At 69.7% G+C, this 19,656-nt stretch carries 20 protein-coding genes; 8 read left to right on the plus strand and 12 right to left on the minus strand.

Annotation, left to right across the window (positions count from 1 at the left end):
- Positions 1-5: 5 nt before the first annotated feature.
- From IEX89_RS02430 to IEX89_RS02445, 4 genes are all read left to right on the plus strand, one after another.
- Positions 6-731 (plus strand): HesA/MoeB/ThiF family protein, encoded by a 726-nt coding sequence (locus IEX89_RS02430; RefSeq protein WP_188909186.1) that lies wholly within the window; start codon positions 6-8, stop codon positions 729-731.
- A gap of 63 nt (positions 732-794) precedes the next feature.
- Positions 795-1,067: a ubiquitin family protein gene (locus IEX89_RS02435; protein ID WP_188909188.1), complete on the plus strand. Its 273-nt coding sequence runs from the start codon at positions 795-797 to the stop codon at positions 1,065-1,067.
- Between the two features lie 2 nt (positions 1,068-1,069).
- Positions 1,070-1,708 carry an ABC transporter permease gene (locus IEX89_RS02440; RefSeq protein ID WP_188909190.1) on the plus strand — a complete coding sequence of 213 codons (639 nt, stop codon included), beginning with the start codon at positions 1,070-1,072 and terminating at the stop codon, positions 1,706-1,708.
- A 7-nt stretch (positions 1,709-1,715) separates the two neighbouring features.
- On the plus strand, positions 1,716-2,276 hold the full coding sequence (locus IEX89_RS02445; RefSeq protein ID WP_188909192.1) for a hypothetical protein: 561 nt from the start codon (positions 1,716-1,718) through the stop codon (positions 2,274-2,276).
- Positions 2,277-2,304: 28 nt separating this feature from the next.
- On the opposite strand, the gene IEX89_RS02450 is transcribed toward IEX89_RS02445, so the two are convergent.
- The 7 genes from IEX89_RS02450 to IEX89_RS02475 all read right to left on the minus strand — a co-directional run bounded on the left by IEX89_RS02450 (position 2,305) and on the right by IEX89_RS02475 (position 6,240).
- Positions 2,305-2,967 carry an endonuclease V gene (locus IEX89_RS02450; protein WP_188909194.1) on the minus strand — a complete coding sequence of 221 codons (663 nt, stop codon included), beginning with the start codon at positions 2,965-2,967 and terminating at the stop codon, positions 2,305-2,307.
- 64 nt (positions 2,968-3,031) lie between these two features.
- Positions 3,032-4,129, minus strand: coding sequence for a redox-regulated ATPase YchF (gene ychF / locus IEX89_RS02455; RefSeq protein ID WP_188909196.1), 1,098 nt, complete (start codon positions 4,127-4,129; stop codon positions 3,032-3,034).
- Between the two features lie 22 nt (positions 4,130-4,151).
- The gene (locus tag IEX89_RS02460) at positions 4,152-4,331 is read right to left on the minus strand and encodes a PIN domain-containing protein (RefSeq protein WP_188909198.1); all 180 of its coding nucleotides are present in this window, start codon (positions 4,329-4,331) and stop codon (positions 4,152-4,154) included.
- 93 nt (positions 4,332-4,424) lie between these two features.
- Entirely contained in the window at positions 4,425-4,526 is a 102-nt protein-coding gene (locus tag IEX89_RS24710) for a hypothetical protein (RefSeq protein WP_373290545.1), read from the minus strand.
- Positions 4,504-4,809 (minus strand): hypothetical protein, encoded by a 306-nt coding sequence (locus IEX89_RS24320; protein WP_244645067.1) that lies wholly within the window; start codon positions 4,807-4,809, stop codon positions 4,504-4,506. Before IEX89_RS24320 ends, IEX89_RS24710 begins: the two co-directional genes overlap by 23 nt.
- Before the next feature lie 103 nt (positions 4,810-4,912).
- Complete coding sequence (gene pth / locus IEX89_RS02470) at positions 4,913-5,518, minus strand: aminoacyl-tRNA hydrolase (RefSeq protein ID WP_188909208.1); 606 nt, start codon at positions 5,516-5,518, stop codon at positions 4,913-4,915.
- Positions 5,519-5,601: 83 nt separating this feature from the next.
- Positions 5,602-6,240, minus strand: coding sequence for a 50S ribosomal protein L25/general stress protein Ctc (locus tag IEX89_RS02475; protein WP_188909210.1), 639 nt, complete (start codon positions 6,238-6,240; stop codon positions 5,602-5,604).
- Between the two features lie 288 nt (positions 6,241-6,528).
- On the opposite strand from IEX89_RS02475, the gene IEX89_RS02480 reads away from it, so the two are divergent.
- The 3 genes from IEX89_RS02480 (at position 6,529) to IEX89_RS02490 (ending at position 9,211) form a co-directional block, all read left to right on the plus strand.
- Positions 6,529-7,779, plus strand: a complete 1,251-nt coding sequence (locus tag IEX89_RS02480) for an MFS transporter (RefSeq protein WP_188909212.1) — start codon at positions 6,529-6,531, stop codon at positions 7,777-7,779.
- 107 nt (positions 7,780-7,886) lie between these two features.
- Complete coding sequence (locus IEX89_RS02485; protein ID WP_188909214.1) at positions 7,887-8,882, plus strand: sodium-dependent bicarbonate transport family permease; 996 nt, start codon at positions 7,887-7,889, stop codon at positions 8,880-8,882.
- A 14-nt stretch (positions 8,883-8,896) separates the two neighbouring features.
- The gene (locus IEX89_RS02490; protein ID WP_188909216.1) at positions 8,897-9,211 is read left to right on the plus strand and encodes a P-II family nitrogen regulator; all 315 of its coding nucleotides are present in this window, start codon (positions 8,897-8,899) and stop codon (positions 9,209-9,211) included.
- A gap of 20 nt (positions 9,212-9,231) precedes the next feature.
- On the opposite strand, the gene IEX89_RS02495 is transcribed toward IEX89_RS02490, so the two are convergent.
- The gene (locus IEX89_RS02495; RefSeq protein ID WP_188909218.1) at positions 9,232-9,936 is read right to left on the minus strand and encodes an SDR family oxidoreductase; all 705 of its coding nucleotides are present in this window, start codon (positions 9,934-9,936) and stop codon (positions 9,232-9,234) included.
- 16 nt (positions 9,937-9,952) lie between these two features.
- Positions 9,953-10,885 (minus strand): ribose-phosphate pyrophosphokinase, encoded by a 933-nt coding sequence (locus tag IEX89_RS02500; RefSeq protein WP_188909220.1) that lies wholly within the window; start codon positions 10,883-10,885, stop codon positions 9,953-9,955.
- A 246-nt stretch (positions 10,886-11,131) separates the two neighbouring features.
- On the opposite strand from IEX89_RS02500, the gene uvrC reads away from it, so the two are divergent.
- Positions 11,132-13,240 (plus strand): excinuclease ABC subunit UvrC, encoded by a 2,109-nt coding sequence (gene uvrC, locus IEX89_RS02505; protein WP_188909222.1) that lies wholly within the window; start codon positions 11,132-11,134, stop codon positions 13,238-13,240.
- Between the two features lie 54 nt (positions 13,241-13,294).
- Here the strand turns inward: uvrC and ppdK are convergent, their stop codons facing one another.
- The 3 genes from ppdK to glyS form a co-directional block, all read right to left on the minus strand.
- A complete protein-coding gene (gene ppdK, locus IEX89_RS02510) occupies positions 13,295-15,973 on the minus strand; it encodes a pyruvate, phosphate dikinase (protein ID WP_188909224.1) in 2,679 nt (892 codons plus the stop codon).
- Positions 15,974-16,153: 180 nt separating this feature from the next.
- Entirely contained in the window at positions 16,154-16,873 is a 720-nt protein-coding gene (locus tag IEX89_RS02515) for a hypothetical protein (protein WP_188909226.1), read from the minus strand.
- Between the two features lie 675 nt (positions 16,874-17,548).
- Entirely contained in the window at positions 17,549-19,630 is a 2,082-nt protein-coding gene (gene glyS, locus IEX89_RS02520; protein WP_188909233.1) for a glycine--tRNA ligase subunit beta, read from the minus strand.
- Between the last annotated feature and the right edge of the window lie 26 nt (positions 19,631-19,656).

Consider the following 19,656-nt stretch of genomic DNA (forward strand, 5'->3'; position numbering starts at 1 on the left):
GCCCGATGGCCGAGATCGTTACCGAAGAGCGTTATGTCCGCCAGATCCCGATAATGGGGGTCGAAGGTATCCAGAAGCTCAAGCAGAGCCGCGTCTTCGTCGGACGCTGCGGCGGCGTGGGCGGCACGGTGATCAACTACCTGATCCGATCCGGCGTGGGGCACCTCGTCTGCGCCCACGGCGGCAAGATCGTTCCCGAATACCTCAACCGCATGCAGCTTGCCTACGAGTCCGACGTGGGGCGTCCCTGCGTCGACGCTTTCAAGGACAAGACGGACGCCATCAACCCGGCGGCGAAGATCACCTACGTGCCGCAGAACATCACCGAGATCGAGAACCTGGACGAGATTCTCGGCGGGGTGGACATCGTGATCGACGCGCATCCTCTCTTCGAGGAGCGCTACGCGCTCAACGCAGCCGCCCTCAGGCTGGGCGTGCCGATGGTGAGCGGCGCCATGTACGGCGACGAGGGCTACGTCTTCACGATCATTCCGCGCAAGACCGCCTGCCTGCGCTGTCTCTATCCGGAGCGGCCCAAGTTCTGGAACGACATCAAGGTGTTCCCCGCGCTCGGCATGGGCCCGGGCATCGTCGGCTGCACGATGGCGCGCGAGGCGATCGAGCTGCTGCTGAAAGGAACGAGCCCGCTCAGCGGCAGGATGATGCATTTCGACCTCACGGACATGGATTTCGCGGTGCTCGAGATGCCCAAGACGACCTGCAACCACTGACTACGCGACCAACTACGACCTCAGTCGACAGACCACCGCATCACAGAGGAAAGGACCGGCCAGATGCTCAACGTCAAAGTCGCGACGCGCCTGCGCGAGATCTACGAAATTCCCCCGGGCGCCTACAAGGTCGAGGCCGACACGGTCGACTCGGTCATCGCCAAGCTCGATGCGGACTTTCCCGGCATCCGCGGCGACGTGCTGCTCCAGGAGGGCGGCGTGCGTCCCGACGTCGTGATCTATCTCGACGGCGAGCCGCTCGCGGCGACCGAGACGGCCCGCTCCGTCGCCGGCGTGTCGACCATGCGGATCGTTCAGGCGATGGCGGGAGGCTGATCTTGCTGCAGATCGCGCTCTTCACGATCTTCGTCAGCGCGGCGGCGGCGACCATCGCCGTCGCGCTGGCGATCCTGCTGTCGTTGACCATCATCCGGCAGCAATCGCGTCTGGCGCGTATAGTCCTCGTCACGGCGCAATCGTTGAACGCGATCCCGCCCACGGTCGTCGGGGTCTTCTTCTATTATCTCTGCGCGAATTCCGAGTGGATGGCGAACTTGCTGTTCACGCCCACGGGCATGATCGTCGGCCAGATCATCCTCGGCCTGCCCATCGCATATTTTCTGTTCGCGGCGCTCATCTCCGAGAGCATCATGAAGCTCAGCGACCTCGGGATGCGCGACGTCAACGGCGCGGTGGCGTTCCACCGCCCGGTGCTGTTCCTCACGGTGATCTGGGACATCAAGGCGCGGGTGATCACCAATGCCTTCGTCATCTTCGGACGCCTCGTCGGCGAGGTCGGCGCCATCCTGATCATCGGCGGCGGCATTCGCGGCTCCACCGAGACGCTGTCGACCAACATCGTCATGCAGACGCATATGGGGGACATCGAGACGGCTCTGCAGAGCGGCATGCTTCTGCTCGGCATCGTCGTCGTCACGCGCCTCGTCATTCTCGCTTTCGAGGGGAAGACGGTGTGAGCGCGTCATGACCGAGCTGGCGCTTCTCTTCGCGAGCTGCTTCCTGGTCGCCATCGTGCCGGGGCCGCTGGCCTTGATCACCTTTCACGGCGGGACCGATGGCTGGCGCCCGTTCCTGACCGGTCTCTCCGGCCAGCTGCTCGGTCTCGCTCTGGTGGGAACGACGATCATCGCCGCCGGCTCGGTGACGGACATCCTGGCGAACCCTTGGTTCGAGCGTGCCGCCGCGCTCTGCCTGATCGCCCTCGGGATCATCATCTGGCGCGGCAAGAAAAGCGGCAGGGCAGGCGCGCTGTCGTTCGCGAGCACGTTCGGCATGGCGGCGACGAATCCGAAGGCCATCCTCGGCTTCGGACCGGCTCTGGTTTTGTATCACGGCACCGCCGGCCCGGTCGGTGCCGCCTCCCTCATGCTGACGATCGGGGCGCTCTGGGCCGCGGTCTCCGCGGCGATGGTCATCTACTATATCCTGGGTCGCACCCTGCGAGACGCACGAGCCCTCGTCTGGGTGCGGCGCGGGGCCGCCCTGATCCTCGTCGCGGTGGGCTTGTTGCTGCTGCTTCGCTGAGCGCCCGCCCGGATAATCTGCGCCTCGATCAGCCGTCTTGCCCGGCCTTGTGCGCGAGGCGGATCGGCTCGGGCAAGCGGTATTTCTCCGTCGTGCGCATGACCAGCGCCACCGCGCCGTCGAGATCCGCCCGGTGGCCGGGGGAGATGAACATCGGGTTCATGCGCGTGCGCGTGCGCACCGCCATGCCGATCGTCTCGCCGTCGTCGCTGAGCGGCGCCATGGCGCCCTTGTCCTCCGGCAGGAGGTCGAAGCGCCCGCACAGGCGGGTCTTGCCGCAGCCGATCGTGGGCTTCTCCAGGAAGAGCCCCATGTGGCAGGCGGTGCCGAAGCGTTGGGGATGGGCGATGCCCGCCCCGTCGAACAGGAACACGTCCGGCTCGCGCTCGAGCTTGGCGAGCGCGTCGACGAGGGCGGGGCCCTCGCGGAAGCTCGTCATCGCCGGGATGTTGGGCAGGCGCACCGCGGCGCGCCCGTGCACGGTCTCCACGGGCTGCAGGCCCGGGAAGGTGGCGACGACCACGACGGCGTGCGCCTCGTCGTCCTTGATGACGACGTCGGACCCCGCGATCAGCGTGATGGCGTCGAGGTCGAGCGGCGTCGCGACGTCGATCTCGCCCTTGAGCGCCTCCTGGAGGCGCATGGCGGCGTCGGCGTCGAGATCCCAATCGTGGCGGCGTTCGAGCTTCATGGACGCGCAAACGCCGCGAGGCTTCGCAAAGTTGCGGATGCCCCTCCCGCCGCGACCCGATGCGTCAGGGCGCGAAGCGGAAATGCATGACGTCGCCGTCGTGCACCACGTATTCCTTGCCCTCGAGCCGCATCTTGCCGGCCTCGCGCGCGCCCGCCTCGCCCTTGAGCGCGACGTAGTCGCCATAGGCGATGGTCTCGGCGCGGATGAAGCCCTTCTCGAAATCGGTATGGATGACGCCGGCCGCCTGCGGCGCGCGGGTGCCGTCGACGATGGTCCAGGCACGCGCCTCCTTGGGCCCCACCGTGAAGTAGGTGAGGAGCCCCAGCAGCTGGTAGCCCGCGCGGATGACGCGGTTTAGCCCGGGCTCGGCGAGGCCGACCGCCTCGAGATACTCCGCCTGCTCGGCTTCGGGGAGGATGGCGATCTCGCTCTCGATCTTGGCGGAGACGACCACCGCCTTGGCGCCCTCCTCCTCGGCGCGGGCGAAGACGCGCTCGGAGAAGCCGTTCCCCGCGTCGGCCGAGGCTTCCTCGACGTTGCAGACGTAGAGGACGGGCTTGGCCGTCAGGAGCTGGAGCATGTCGAACGAGCGCCGCTCCTCGGCCTTCACCTCGACGAGGCGCGCGGGCTTTCCGTCGCGCAGGAGCACGAGGGCGCGGTTGACGAGGTCGATCTGCTCCTTGGCCTCCTTGTCGCCGCCCTTGGCGCGCTTCTCCAGGCCGGTGACGCGACGCTCCAGGCTGTCGAGATCGGCCAGCATCAGCTCGGTCTCGATGGTCTCGATGTCGGCGACGGGGTCGATCTTGCCCTCGACGTGGGTGATGTCCTCGTCCTCGAAGCAGCGCACCACGTGGGCGATGGCGTCGACCTCGCGAATGTTGGCCAGGAACTGGTTGCCGAGCCCCTCCCCGCGCGAGGCGCCGCGCACGAGCCCGGCGATGTCGACGAAGGTGAGGCGCGTCGGGATCACCTGCGCGGACTTGGCGATCTCGGCCAGGGCGGAGAGCCGCTCGTCCGGCACCGCGACGTCGCCGACGTTCGGCTCGATCGTGCAGAACGGATAGTTCGCCGCCTGCGCCGCGGCCGTCTGCGTCAGCGCGTTGAAGAGCGTGGACTTGCCGACGTTCGGCAGCCCGACGATGCCCATGCGAAAGCCCATGGCGGTGTTCCTGTCTCGTCGTTCAGATGTCCCGCAGGACGGTGTCGATGTCGGCGGCGAACGGGTCGACGATCAGCATTCCGTCGATCGATCGTCCGTCTTGAAGGTCTTCTGTCAGAACCATCTCGCAGCCGAAGTCCAGCGCAGAGGCGAGCATGACCGAGTCCCACCAAGAAAACCTGTGAAGCAAGAGCAGATCCATCGCGGCTCGCGTCGTGTCTGCATCCATGCGCGCGCGGCAGAACTCGGAATAGTCACGAGCCTTGTCGAGGACGTCGAGAAGCGGGAGGAACGTTTAGCGGCGTGTCAGCACCGAGACGAACTCGTTGATGATCTGCGGGCTGACTACGAGAGCTTCACGCGCTGCGAGCCGCTCAATCCATGCGGTCGCGATCACCGCCTTCGAGGGATCGTCCGCCTGCAGCGGGTAGATCAGGACGTTCGTGTCGACGAAGACGCTCTTCATAAATCTCGTCCCGCTTCGGCAGCGGCCCTCCGCCCAGCTTCCATTTCGGCCCCTTCAGGACGTCGGCGACGACGTCCGCTTGGCTGCGCTTGCGACCGAGCTTCATTTCCACCGTCTCCGACACGAACCGCGACAGGCTCTTACCCTGCTTCGCCGCCTCCACGCGGGCGCGGGCGAGGACGTCCTCGTCGAGGGTGATCGTGACGTTCTTCATGGCCGGCTCCGCTCACGAGGCACGAGGTTCGTGTTCCAGTGATGTCGTGCAATCGCAGTCGGGTGTCAATGCGGGCGCGAGCCGAGCTCCACGCTGGCGAGGCTCACTTCTCCCCCGGCCGCTTCACCTCGCCCCAGCCGCGGCCCTCCATGGCGAGGTGAACCTTGTTCTGGAAGGAGGCGTCGTCGCCCTTCGCCAGGAGCTCGGCGTGGTCCGCGACCGCGCGGCACAGGTCCTCCACCCAGGGCGCCTCGGCCTTGGCGAAGTCGTTGAGCACGTAGCCGTGGACGAGCGCCTTTTCGCCGGGATGGCCGATGCCCAGGCGCACGCGGCGGTACTCGTTGCCGCATTGGGCGGTGATGGAGCGCAGGCCGTTGTGGCCGGCATTGCCGCCGCCCTTCTTCATGCGCAGCTTCGCCGGCGGCAGGTCGAGCTCGTCGTGGAGGACGGCGAGATCGTCGAGCGGGATCTTGTAGAAGCGCATCGCCTCCGAGACCGCACGCCCGCTCTCGTTCATGTAGGTGAGCGGCTTGAGCAGGAGCACGCGCTCGCGCCCGATCACCACCTCCGACGCCTCGCCCTGGAAGCGCCGGCGCCAGGGCGCCGCGTTGTGCACGCGGGCGATCTCGTCGACCGCCATGAAGCCGATATTGTGCCGGTTGCCCGCATAGCGCGCGCCCGGATTGCCCAGCCCGACCACGAGGCGCACGGGACCCTCCCCGGAAAAGACGACGCGCTCCGGCATCTCGGCCGGAGCGCGCGAACCTATCAGACGTGACAGGAGGGCGCGGATCAGCCCTCCTCCTCCTCGCCGCCGGCGCTCTCGGCCTTCTCGGCCGCTTCCTGCTGCAGCGCCTCGCGCACGCCCGCGGGCACGGCGATGGTGGCGATGGTGAAGTCGCGGTCCGTGATCACCGGGGTGACGCCCTTCGGCAGGGTCACCGCCGAGATGTGCAGGCTGTCGCCGATGTCGAGGGTCGCGATGTCGACCTCGATGGCATCGGGGATCTTGTCGGCCGGGACGTTGAGCTCCACCGTGTGGCGCACGACGTTGAGCGTGCCGCCGCGCTTGATGCCGACGGCCTTCTCCTGGTTGACGAAGTGGACGGGCACCTCGACGGCCACCGTCTGGCCCTTCGCGACGCGGAAGAAGTCCACGTGCAGCGGCATGTCCTTGACGGGGTCGAGCTGGTAGTCGCGCGGGATCGCGTGCTCGGTCTCACCGTCGACCGTGATGTCGAACATCGTGGTCATGAAGCCGCCGGCGTAGATCAGCTTCCGCGTCTCGTTGAAGTCGATCTCGATGGCGCGGGGCGGCTTGCCGGCGCCGTAGACGACGGCGGGGATACGGCCTTGACGGCGAGCTTCGCGGGCGGCCCCCTTGCCGACCCGATCGCGCGCCACGGCCGTGAGAGTCTTGGTCTCGGACATGGTCGTGTTCCTATCGTGCTCTGGAAACGCCGAAGGCCGCCATCGCGGCGGCCCGGCGCGCGCCCGTGCCTCCAAGGGTGTCTAGCGGGCGCGAGCGGCTTATAGGCGGCTTCGGCGGGAAGGGCAAGACGCGCGGGCGCGAGGCGGCGCAGGCGCGGGGTTGACGCGCCGCACCCATGCTGCATGTTGTGCGTCCTCACCTTTCGCCACCTGTGCGCTTCGCCGCCAGCGGCACGCGTCGTGATCGGCCGAAGGCATGAATCGATTCAAGGAGCGATTGTGCAGCTTATGACCGCATCCTCCCCGTCATCCGCCCCCAGCCCCATCCCCCTGGCCGCGGCCGTCGCGCTGTCCTTCTTCGTCTGGGGCGTGCTCGGCGTGCTCGTCGGGTCGATCCTGCCGGAGGTCACCGCGGATCTGGCGCTCTCGTCCTTCGAGGCGGGGCTGATCTTCGTCGTCTGGTCCTTCGGCTTCGCCACGGGCTCCGCGGCGGCGGAGCGGCTCCTGCGGCTCGCGGCCGCGCATCGGCTGCTCCTCGTCCTGTCGACGGCGACGGGGATCGCGGCGCTGGCGCAGACGCAGGCGCCGACGTTCCTCGTCTTCGGTGCGCTCTACACGGCGCTGGGGCTGTTCGGGGGGGCGGTGTTCACCGCCTCCCACACACTGTTCGGCACGCTCTTCCCGGCGCGGCGGACGTCCGCGCTCGGCGTGCTGGACCTCGTCTTCAGCGGCGGCAACATCGTGGCGCCGCTCCTCGTCGTCGGGCTCGTGGCGAGCGAGGCGTCCTGGCGCGTCTCCTTCGGGCTCATCGGCGCGGCCTTCCTCGTCTGCGCGCTCGCTTTCGCCTTCGGCGGGCGCGCGGCCGCGGCCGAGAGCGCTGCGTCCGACGCCGACGCGCAGGACACGCCCGGCGCCGAGGCGACGAAAGCGGCGGCGGCGAAGCCGGCGGACAAGGCCCTCCTCGCGGCGCTCGCGGCCGGCGCCTTCGGGCTCGGCGCGACGGAATGGGCGCAGCACGTCTGGTTCGTCACCTTCGCGCTAGAGGCCGGCGCGGACGACGCCTTCGCCCGCATCGCGCTCTCCACCTTCACGGCGGGCATGGTGGCGGCGCGCATCGCCGCGATCGCGCTGGGCGATCGGATGCGCAGCGCGATCGTGGTGCGCGGGCTCCTCGCGCTCGCGCTCGCGGGTCACGCCGCCATGCTGACGGCGCCCGGCGGCGTGCCGCTCCTCGTCGCGAACCTCGCGCTCGGGCTCGGCGTCGGCGCCATGCTCCCCGTCTTCCTCGGGCTCGCCATGGACACGGACCCCGCCCGCGCCGCCGCTTCCTCCGCGGTGATGATCGTGAGCCTCACCATCGGCGGCCAGCTCGCCTCGTTCACGGTGGGCACGCTCGCGGAGTTCTTCGGCGTCCTCGTCGCCTTCCCCGTCGCCTTCGGCGCCGTGGCGATCATGGCCGCCGGGTTCGAGGCCTTCCGCATCCTCGCGGCGCGCAGAAGCGCTGATGCGAGCCGCACGACGGTGACCGCGCGCGGATAGATCGTTCCAAAAAATCGAACGAAACGAGCAGAACAATGAATTTTCCAGATCGCGGATAGGCGGCTATTCCCGAGGCGACGCGCAACTCATCCGCGAGCCTCGAGCCCATGATCCTCGATTTCCTGGCCACCTTCGGCGCCCAGCTCCAGAAGCCCACCCTCGCCTTCCTCATCGGCGGCATGGTGCTCGCGGCTCTGGGCAGCCGTTTCGAGATCCCCGACGCGATCTACCGCTTCGTCGTCGCCCTCCTCCTGCTGCGCATCGGGCTCGGCGCGGGCATCGAGATCCGAGAGGCGGACTTGGCCGAGCTCATCGTGCCGGCGATCCTCGCCATGGTGCTCGGCGCCGGTATCGTGCTGCTCGGCCGGTTCACGCTGGGCAAGCTGCCGGGCGTGCGCGTCGAGGACGGCGTCGCGACGGCGGGCCTCTTCGGCGCGGTCTCCGCCTCGACGCTGGCCGCCGGCATGGTGATGCTCGACGCCGAGAGCGTCGCCTTCGAGGGCTGGGTGCCGGCTCTCTATCCCTTCATGGACATCCCCGCGCTGATCACCGCGATCGTGCTGGCGCAGCTCCACCGCAAGCGCAAGGAGGGCACGGAGGGGCGTGTGGCGCTGTGGCCGATCATCGTCGACAGCCTGCGTGGCGCCGCGCTCTCGGCGCTCCTGCTCGGCCTCGCGCTCGGCCTCCTCGCCCGGCCGGAATCGGTCTACGAGAGCTTCTACGATCCGCTCTTCCGCGGCCTCCTGTCGATCCTGATGCTGGTCATGGGCATGGAAGCCTACAGCCGCCTCGCCGAATTGCGGCGCGTGGCCCACGTCTACGCCGCCTACGCGGTGGCGGCCCCGCTCGTCCACGGGCTGCTGGGCTTCGGCGCCGGCTACGTCGCCCACGTCCTCACCGGGTTCTCCCCCGGCGGCGCGGTGCTGCTGGCGGTCATGGCGGCGTCGAGCTCCGACATCTCCGGCCCGCCGACCCTGCGTGCGGCGATCCCCACCGCCAACCCCTCCGCATACGTTGGCTCCTCCACCGGCATCGGCACGCCCGTGGCGCTGCTCTCCATCCCGCTCTGGCTCGCGCTCGCCGAGACCGTCTTCCCCGCTTGAGAGGTCATCAGCCCATGACGACACCGGCCACCAAGATCTCCATCGTCGCCGAGCGCTTCCTGCTGCCGCAGATCGAGCGCGTCCTCGAGGCCGAGCGCGTGAGCGGCTACTCGATCTTCCCCGGCGGCGGGAAGGGCGCGCACGGCATTCACCCCGTGGACGGGGCCTCGCTGGTGCGCGAGTTCTCCATCGTGAAGCTCGAAGCCGTCATCCTCGATCGCCCCGCCGCCGAGCGCATCGCCGAGGCGCTGGCGCGCGAGAGCTTCCAGCGCCATTCCGGCATCGTCTGGCTCGAGAGCGTGGAGGTGGTGCGGGCGGAGAAGTTCTGAGCGGGTGCGGCAGGCGCGGCTCAGAACGAGCGCGTCAGCCCGCCGTCGATCCGCAGGTTCTGGCCCGTCATGTAGGCGCCCTCCTCCGAGGCGAGCCAGGAGATCAGCGAGGAGACCTCCGCCGCGCGGCCGTAACGCCCCATGGGGATGCGCGCGCGGCGGTCCTCCTTCTCCGGCAGGCTGTCGATGAAGCCGGGCAGGACGTTGTTCATGCGGATACCGTCGGGCGCATAGCGGTCGGCGTAGAGCTTCGTCCAGGCCGAGAGCGCCGCACGGAAGACGGCCGAGGTCGGGAAGACCGGGTCGGGCTCGACGGCGGCGAAGCTCGAGACGTTGACGATCGCGCCGCTCTTCTGCGCCTGCATGATCGGCGTGATCAGGCGCACGGGCCGCACGACGTTGAGGAGGTAGACCTCCATGCCGGCGTGCCAATCCTCGTCGGGGATATCGAGGAGGTCGCCCTTGGGCCCGTGCGCGGCGGAGTTGACGAGCACGTCCACGCGCCCGTAGCGCTCCATGGCGCCGTCGACGAGGCGCTGCAGATCGGCGGTCTCGAGGTTCGAGCCCGTTACGCCGAAGCCGCCCAGAGCCGCGCCGAGCGCCTCGCCCTTGCCGGACAAGGAGAGCACGCCGACGCGAAACCCCTCTGCCGCCAAGCGCTTGGCGGCGTCCGCTCCCATGCCGGATCCACCGGCGGTGACGAGGGCGACCTTCACGTCCGGCATCGGCGTTCCCTCCAGATCAATCGAACAGGCTCGACACGGAGCTCTCCGTCGCCGTGCGCGAGATCGCCTCGCCGAGCAGCGGCGCGATGGAGACCACGCGGATGTTGCGGGCGACCTTCACCGCTTCCGTCGGCTGGATCGAATCGGTGATCACCAGCTCCTTGAGCTTGGAATTCGCGATGCGCGAGACCGCGCCGCCGGAGAGCACGCCGTGGGTGATGTAGGCGGAGACCTCGTTGGCGCCGTTGGCGAGGAGCGCCTCCGCGGCGTTGCAGAGCGTGCCGCCGGAATCGACGATGTCGTCGATGAGGATGCACGAGCGCCCGCGCACCTCGCCGATGATGTTCATCACCTCGCTCTCGCCCGGCCGGTCGCGGCGCTTGTCGACGATGGCGAGCGTCGTCTCGAGGCGCTTGGACAGCGCACGGGCGCGCACCACGCCGCCGACGTCCGGCGAGACCACCATGCGCTCGCCCTCCGGCATGCGCTCCTTGATGTCGCGCGCGAGCACCGGTGCGGCGAAGAGGTTGTCGGTGGGGATGTCGAAGAAGCCTTGGATCTGGCCCGCATGCAGATCGAGCGTCAGGACGCGGTCGGCGCCGGATTCGGTGATGAGGTTCGACACGAGCTTCGCCGAGATCGGCGTGCGGCCCGCGGTGCGGCGGTCCTGCCGGGCGTAGCCGAAATACGGGATCACCGCCGTGATGCGCCGCGCCGAGGAGCGGCGGCAGGCGTCGATCAGGATGAGCAGCTCCATCAGGTGGTCGTTCGCCGGGAAGGACGTCGACTGCACGATGAAGACGTCCTCGCCGCGGACGTTCTCCTGCAGCTCGACGAAGATCTCCATGTCCGCGAAGCGCTTGACCGAGCAGCGGGCCAGCGGGACGTCGAGATAGGCGGCGATCGCCTCGGCGAGCGGGCGGTTGGAATTGCCGGCGAGGAGCTTCATCCGGGGGAGCCTTCGTCTTGGGCGCGATCGTGCGGGCGCGCGCATGCGTCGCGAGCGGTCATATCGGGAAGGATGCCCGCGGGCAAGAAGGCGCGCCGCGCGACCCACGCCGCGCGGCGGGGGAACGGGGGCGCTCGACATGAGAGGGTCGCCGCGGGCGGATGTCAACCCTGGGCTGTTTGTCATTGAACACCCGCGGCATCCGCACCCTTCCCCCCTCGCCTCGGCTCGCATACATCTGCGGCGATGATCGACGAGACCGATTCAGCCGCGACGCCGAGCCCCGACGCGCCCCTCCCCCCGGAGGCCGAGGACGCGGAAGGCACGCGCGCGGCCTTCGACTTCGAGGCGCCCGCCGAGCTGGCCGCCGGCATGTCCGTGATCCGGCGCTTCTGGGAGACGCTGCCCAACGCGCCGGGCGTCTACCGCATGATCGATGCTTCCGGCGAGGTGCTCTACGTCGGCAAGGCGAAGAACCTGAAGTCGCGCGTGGGTTCCTACGCCCGCGGCTACGCGCATTCGAACCGCATCGCCCGCATGATCGTCGACACGGCGGCGATGGAGTTCGTCACGACGCAGACCGAGACCGAGGCGCTGCTGCTCGAGACGAACCTCATCAAGCAGCTCAAGCCGCGCTACAACGTGCTCCTGCGGGACGACAAGTCCCTACCCTACATCCTCGTCACGCAGGATGCCGACCGCGCGCCGCAGCTCGTCAAGCATCGCGGGGCGCGCAACCGCAAGGGCGCCTATTTCGGCCCCTTCGCCTCGGTCTGGGCGGTGAACCGCACGATGACCGCGCTCCAGCGCGCCTTCCTGCTGCGCACCTGCACGGACAGCTATTACGACAACCGCTCGCGCCCCTGCCTGCTCCACCAGATCAAGCGCTGCTCCGGGCCGTGCACGGGCGAGATCTCGAAGGAGGGCTACGCCGCCCTCGCCGAGGAAGCGCAAGCCTTCCTGGCCGGGCGCTCCACGGCGGTGAAGGAGCGCCTCGCTCACGACATGCAGGCGGCGGCGGAAGCGCTCGAGTTCGAGCGCGCGGCGCGCTACCGCGACCGCATCGCCGCGCTCTCGGCCATCCAGGGGTCGCAGGGCATCAACACGCAATCGGTGGAGGAGGCCGACGTCGTCGCCATCGACGAGCAGGCCGGCGCCTATTGCGTCGAGGTGTTCTTCTTCCGCAACTGGCAGAACTGGGGCAACCGCGCCTATTTCCCGAAGGCGGAGAAGGGCCTGGCGCCGGAGGAGGTGCTCTCCTCCTTCGTCTCGCTGTTCTACGCCGACAAGCCGCCGCCACGCCTCCTCCTGCTGTCCCACGACATCGACGAGCGCGAGCTGGTCCAGAAGGCGCTCACCGCGCGCGCCGGCCACAAGGTGGAGGTGCATGCACCCAAGCGCGGCGAGCGCCGCTCGATGGTCGAGGCCGCCTCGCGCAACGCCAAGGAGGCGCTCGGCCGGCGCCTCGCCGAACGCTCCTCGCAGGCCAAGCTGCTCGGCGCGCTCGCCCAGGCCTTCGGCCTGAAGGAGGCGCCGCGGCGCGTCGAGGTCTACGACAACTCCCACATCATGGGCACGAACGCGGTGGGCGGCATGATCGTCGCCGGCGTCGGCGGCTTCATGAAGCAGCACTACCGGACATTCAACATCAAGTCGCAGGACCTCACCCCCGGCGACGATTTCGGCATGATGAAGGAGGTGCTCGGCCGCCGCTTCGCCCGGCTGGTGAAGGAGCATCCCGACCGGCTCACGAAGGCACGCGACGCCGCCGCCGAGGACGAGCCGGAGGCCGCGCGCGAGATCGACGAGGCGCTGCTCGCCGCGGGCGCGGACGAAGCGCCGGACGACGAGATCGGCGGCGAGGAGGAGGAGCTCGAGACCGCCGCGGCGAGCGACGACGAGTTCCCCGCCTGGCCCGACCTCGTCCTCATCGACGGCGGCGCCGGCCAGGTGGCCGCTGCGCGCAAGGCGCTGGCCGAGATCGGCGTCACCGACGTCGCGTTGGTCGGGATCGCCAAGGGCCGCGACCGCGACGCGGGGCGCGAGACCTTCTTCTGCGAAGGCAAGAGCCCCTTCAAGCTGCCCCCGCGCGACCCGGCGCTCTACTTCATCCAGCGCCTGCGCGACGAGGCCCACCGCTTCGCCATCGGCACGCATCGCGCCAAGCGCAAGCGGGCCATGACGCAGAACCCGCTCGACGAGATCGCCGGCATCGGCCCCGCCCGCAAGCGCGCGCTGCTCCACCATTTCGGAACGGTGAAGGCCATCCAGCGCGCCGCGCTCGAGGACCTGATGAAGACGCCCGGCGTCAACGCCGCGACCGCGAAGGCGGTCTACGATCACTTCCACGAATGAGAAAGACCCCGCACGCCGCGCGTGCGAGGCCTTTCATGTCATCGGCGATCAGCCTCACGCGAGCGAGCGCGCCTCGCCGGCCAGCGCCGCCTGGGCCGCCGCGAGGCGGGCGATGGGCACGCGGTAGGGCGAGCAGGAGACGTAGTCGAGCCCCAGCCCTTCGCAGAAACGGATCGAGGCCGGGTCGCCGCCGTGCTCGCCGCAGATGCCGAGCTTGATGTCGGGGCGCGTCGCGCGCCCCCGCTCGGCGGCCATCGCGACGAGCTCGCCCACGCCCTCCTGGTCGAGCGTGACGAAGGGGTCGAACTCGATGAGCCCCTTCTGCACGTAGGGCCCCAAGAAGGAGGCCGCATCGTCGCGCGAGATGCCGAGCGTCGTCTGCGTGAGATCGTTCGTGCCGAAGGAGAAGAATTCCGCGCTCTGCGCGATCTCTCCCGCCCGCAGCGCGGCACGCGGCAGCTCGATCATCGTGCCGACCTGGTACGCGAAGGTCGCGCCCGTCTCAGTCATCACGGCCTTGGCCATGGCGTCGATGCGGCCCTTGACGAGATCGAGCTCCGGCTTGGTCATCACGAGGGGCACCATCACCTCCGGCGTCACCGGCGAGCCGGTGTCGGAGGCGGCCTTCACCGCGGCCTCGAAGATGGCGCGGGCCTGCATCTCGGCGATCTCGGGATAGGCGACGGCGAGGCGGACGCCGCGGAAGCCGAGCATGGGGTTGGCTTCCGACAGCTCGGCGGCGCGCCGCTTGAGCTTCTCCGCCGGCGCGCCGATGGAGCGGGCGACCTCCTCGAGCTCCTCGTCCGTGTGCGGCAGGAACTCGTGGAGCGGCGGGTCGAGCAGGCGGATCGTGACGGGCAGGCCCTTCATGATCGTGAACAGCTCGACGAAGTCCGCCCGCTGCATGGGGAGCAGCTTGGCGAGCGCGGCGCGCCGACCCTCGGCGTCGTCCGCGAGGATCATCTCGCGCACGGCGACGATGCGGTCGCCCTCGAAGAACATGTGCTCGGTCCGGCACAGGCCGATGCCCTCGGCGCCGAAATTGCGGGCGGTGCGGGCGTCGAGCGGCGTCTCCGCATTGGCGCGCACACGCAGGCGCCGCACCCGGTCGGCCCAGGTCATCAGCTTGGCGAAGTCGCCCGACAGCTCCGGCTCGAGCATGGGCACCGCGCCGACGAGCACCTGGCCAGCGCCGCCGTCCACCGTGACGATGTCCCCCTCGCCCAGCGTGCGCCCGGCGACCGTGAGCGTCTTCGCCTTGGCGTCCACTCGGATCGAGCCCGCGCCGGAGACGCAGGGCTTGCCCATGCCGCGGGCGACGACGGCGGCGTGCGAGGTCATGCCGCCGCGGGTGGTGAGGATCGCCTCCGCCGCGTGCATGCCGTGGATGTCCTCCGGCGAGGTCTCCACACGCACGAGGATGCACTTGCGCCCCACCTTCTTGACGGCCTCGGCGGCTTCCGACGTGAACACGATCTCGCCCGACGCCGCGCCGGGCGAGGCCGGCAGGCCGCTGGCGAGGAGGTCGCGCTCCGCCTTCGGATCGATGGTGGGATGCAGGAGCTGGTCGAGGGCCTGCGGCTCGACGCGGCCCACCGCCTCCTGCTCGGAGATGACGCCCTCCTCCACGAGGTCGCAGGCGATCTTCAGGGCGGCGCGCGCCGTGCGCTTGCCGTTGCGCGTCTGGAGCATCCAGAGCTTGCCCTTCTCGATCGTGAACTCGAGATCCTGCATGTCGCGATAATGGCCCTCGAGCTTGCCGCAGATGGCGACGAGCTCGGCATAGGCCTGCGGCATCACCGTCTCCATGGACGGCTTGTCTGCCCCGCTCTCGACCCGCGCCGCCTCGGTGATGTCCTGCGGCGTACGGATGCCGGCCACCACGTCCTCGCCCTGGGCGTTGACCAGGAACTCGCCGTAGAGGCGGCTGTCGCCCGTGGAGGGGTTGCGGGTGAAGGCGACGCCCGTGGCGGACGTGTCGCCCATGTTGCCGAACACCATCGCCTGCACGTTCACCGCCGTGCCCCAGGAGGCCGGGATCTGGTGCAGCTCGCGATACTTGTTGGCGCGCGGGTTCATCCAGGAGCCGAACACGGCGCCGATGGCGCCCCACAGCTGGTCCTTCGGGTCCTGCGGGAAGGGCGCGCCGAGCTTCTCCTGCACGATCGCCTTGAAGCGCTCGATCAGCGACTTCCAGTCCGCGGCGGAGAGGTCCGTGTCGAGCTCGTAGCCCTTGCGATCCTTGTAGGCCTCGAGCGCGTCCTCGAAATCGTGGTGCTCGAGACCCAGCACCACGTTGGAGTACATGGTGATGAAGCGCCGGTAGCTGTCGTAGGCGAAGCGGTCGTCGCCGGCGTCCTGCGCCAGCGCGTCCACCGTCGCATCGTTGAGGCCGAGATTGAGGACGGTGTCCATCATGCCCGGCATCGAGGCGCGCGCGCCGGAGCGTACCGAGACGAGGAGCGGGTTCTTCGCGTCCCCGAAGGCGCGGCCGGCGATCCCCCCGACCTCGGCGAGAGCGGCGTTCACCGCGTCCTCCAGCTCCGGCGGATAGGTGCGGTCGTGGTCGTAGAAATAGGTGCACACCTCGGTCGTGATGGTGAAGCCGGGTGGGACGGGGAGGCCCAGGTTGGACATCTCGGCGAGGTTCGCACCCTTGCCGCCCAGGAGGTTGCGCATCGCAGCCTCGCCCTCGGCCTTGCCGTCACCGAAGGTGTAGACCCATTTCGTCATCGTCCACCTCGTCGTCTGTGCGCGCTGCCTGAGCGGAAACGCGCGACAGCCATAGCCCCCTGAACGGCTTTTGCCAAACAGCTAGGGCGCCCGAAGCGAATTGGCAGTCGGCAAAGGTGGAATGCGCGACACGCCGCCACGCGGGGATGGAACCATCCCGGCGGGCGAGCGGGCGCCGCCTCAGAAGCGCGGGCCGGTGAGGCCCGGGACGTCGAGCCGGCCCGGCGCGGCGTCCGGATCGATCCGGGCGCGCTCCTGCGCCTGTGCCCGGTCGAAGTCGAGGGAGCGATCGACGCGCTGCGCGGGAGCCGGCGCGGTCGATCCGTGTTGCGGCTGCGGCTTCGGCGCGAGCCGGAGATCGGGGCGCAGAGCGGGCTGGTCGGGCGCAGGCCGAGCCGGGCCTCCCGTGACGTCCTGGAACATCGCCTGCCCGAGCGAGGGCAGCCCGTCGTTCGCGGCGAGGGAATCGTAGGCGCCCGGCCCGTCGTCGCCCGGTGCGAACGCGCCAGGCGCGACGGGTGGCGTCGCGACGCCGCGCGCGAGGGCCGAGACCGAGGTGCTGCGCAGCGTCCCCATGCGCGAGGCCGCAGGATCGGACGGGGCGAAGGGCTCGATCGGCGCGAAGCGGAAGGGCGAGGTGTCGAGCACGCCCGTCGCCATGAAGAGCTGGATGCGGTCGCGGACCTCCTCGGGCGTCTCGCGCGAGAGCGTCGGCGGGGCGGCGTTGCGCGCAGACGTGCGAGCGGCTCCGGGCGCGTTCCCGACGAGCGCGGGCTCGCTCGCGGCCGCGCGATCGCCGGCGGCCGTGCGGCTCGCGTCCGGCGGTCCGACGAGCCGTCCGGTCGGCTCCGGCGGCCCCGAATCGACGAGAGCGGCGAGGACGCGCGGGTCGATCGTCACGTGCGGAGAGGCGTCGGCCTGGCCGGGTCGAACGGACGGCGGCGGCATCGCGGAGGAGGGTCGCGGCATGCCGGTCGACGGCGGCTGCTGGGGCGCGCCCACGGGTAGCCGCGTCGCCGCCGGCTGCGACGGTCCCTGCCGCTTCAGACCCTGCGAGGCGCTCGATACGGTATCCTGCAGGGTGCCGGTGGTCGGGGGAGCGTCGAGCCGCGGGCGGGCCCGAGCCTCGGCTGGAAGGTGAGCGGTCGCCTCGGCCTGGACGTGCGCCGGCTGCGGTGGCGTTGGCGCGCGGGCGGGGCCGGGCGGCGTCTCCTCGCTCTGCGGCTGCGGAACGCGACGCTTGCGATTCTGGTCGCGCTCACGATCGCGCGCGACGGCCAGGCGCCGATCGGCATGGAGGACGTCGAGGAAGTCGCGGCTGGCATTGTCGAGGGATTGCGGGTCCCTCGGATCCACAGGAGGTATGGCGGGTGGATTGTAGATGCCTTGAGCGGACAAGAGTACCGTCCCGGAGTCGAACCACGACACCGAGACGATAAGACTTAATTGTAAACGCCGCGACTAGGGAAAAGCCGGATTTGTCAGCCTCCAGAGGATTTTAGTTAATTCTCTTATCTATTGATCCGCTTCTATGACCATACGTAAGTTATAATTCATGCCCTATTGTTATCAATTTCACCCTTGTATCTGCGAAAAATCAGCCACCGCGAGCGTCGCGCGGCGCAGGCTGGCGAGGAGCCGCAGGCGGTTGGCGCGCAGCGCGGGATCGTCCGCGTTCACCGTGACCTCGTCGAAGAACGCATCGACCGGCGCGCGAAGCCGCGAGAGCGCGCGCATGGCGCCGGCGAAGTCCTCCGCCGCCACGGCTGACGCCGCCTCGGCCTCGGCGCTCTCGAGCGCCGCGAGGAGCGCCTTCTCCGCCGGCTCGCCACGCGACGCGACGAGGGAGGCGTCCGGCGCTGCGTCGTAGGAGACGCCGTCCTTCTTCTCCTCGATGCGCAGGATGTTCGCCGCCCGGCGATAGCCGGCGAGCAAGTTCGCGCCGTCGTCGGTCTTGAGGAAGGCGTCGAGCGCCTTCACGCGCTCGACGATCATCAGGAGGTCGTCCTGGCCCGGCAGCGCGAAGACCGCGTCGATCAGGTCGTGCCGCAGGCCCTCCTCGCGGAGATGGACCTTCAGGCGATCGGCGAAGAAGGCGAGGAGGTCGGCGCGGATGGGGGCGTCGAGCGGCGGAAGCACTCGCGCGAGCGCCAGCCGCAGCCTATTCTCCAGCACCAGCCGCACCACGCCCAGCGCCGCCCGCCGAAGCCCGAACGGGTCGCGCGAGCCCGTGGGCTTCTCGTCGATGGCCCAGAAGCCGGCGAGCAGGTCGAGCTTGTCGGCGAGCGCCACCGCCACGGAGACCGGCGCGGTGGGCACGCGGTCGGAGGGGCCGAGCGGCTTGTAATGCTCCTCCAGCGCCGCGGCGACGGCGGCGTCCTCGCCCTGGAGGCTCGCGTAGGTGCGCCCCATCAGCCCCTGCAGCTCGGGGAACTCGCCCACCATCTCGGTAACGAGATCGGCCTTGGAGAGCCGCGCAGCCCGCCCCGCGAGCGCCGGATCGGCGCCGACGACGGGCGCCAGCGCCTCGGCGAGCGCCGCGATGCGCCCCACGCGCTCGGCCACCGTGCCGAGCTTCTCGTGGAAGACGATGGTCTCGAGCTTCGGCAGGCGCGCCTCGAGCGGCACGGCCTTGTCCGTCTCGAAGAAGAAGCGCGCGTCCGACAGCCGCGCGCGCACGACGCGCTCGTTGCCGGCCACGATCGCAGCTCCGCCGTCCGTCGCCTCGATGTTGGCGACGAGCACGAAGGCGTTGGCGAGCCGCCCCGTCTCGCGGTCGCGCAGCACGAAGCACTTCTGGTTGGCGCGGATCGTGGCGCGGATCGCCTCGGGCGGGATCTCGAGGAAGCGCTCCTCGAAGGAGCCCAGCATGACGACGGGCCATTCCACGAGGCCGGCGACCTCCTCCAGCAGCCCCTCGTCCTCGACGAGCGCGAGCCCGCGGGCGAAGGCGAGATCGCGCGCGTCGTGGGCGATGACGTCCTTGCGCTTGTCGGCGTCCACCTCGACCTTGGCCGCGCCGAGCTTCGCCGCCCAGTCGTCGAGGCGGCGCACGCGGATCGGGTCGGGCGCATGGAAGCGATGGCCGTAGGTGACGTCCCCGCTCTCGATGTCGCCGACGGTGAAGCGCACGATCTCGGGCTCCTCGGTCTCCGGCCCGAAGGTGCAAACGATGGCGCGCAGCGGGCGCACCCAGGCGAACGCGCCCGGCTCTACGGAGGCCGCGCCCCAGCGCATGGCCTTGGGCCAGGGGAAGCGGCGCAGGATGTCGGGCAGGATCTCGGCCAGCACGTCGGGCGTCGGGCGCCCGGGGCGCTCGATGTGCGCCACGTAGAAGTCGCCCTTCTTCGGGTCGCTCTCGATCGTCGCCTGGTCGATGGAGCCGAGCCCGGCCGCCTTGAGGAAGCCCTCGATCGCCTTCTCCGGCGCCCCGACCCGCGGCCCCTTGCGCTCCTCGCGCACGTCCTGGCCCTTGGCCGGCAGCCCGGCCACGTGAAGCGCGATGCGCCGCGGACCGCTGAACCCCTTCGCTCCCTCGTAGAGGAAGCCGCGCTCAACCAGCGCATCGGTCACGAGCCGCCGCAGATCCTCCGCCGCCTTGCGCTGCATGCGCGCGGGGATTTCCTCGGAGAAGAGCTCGAGCAGGAGATCGGGCATGAGATCGGCCTCTGGCGCGGCGATGA

This window comes from Salinarimonas ramus (assembly GCF_014645695.1).
GTDB lineage: Bacteria > Pseudomonadota > Alphaproteobacteria > Rhizobiales > Beijerinckiaceae > Salinarimonas > Salinarimonas ramus.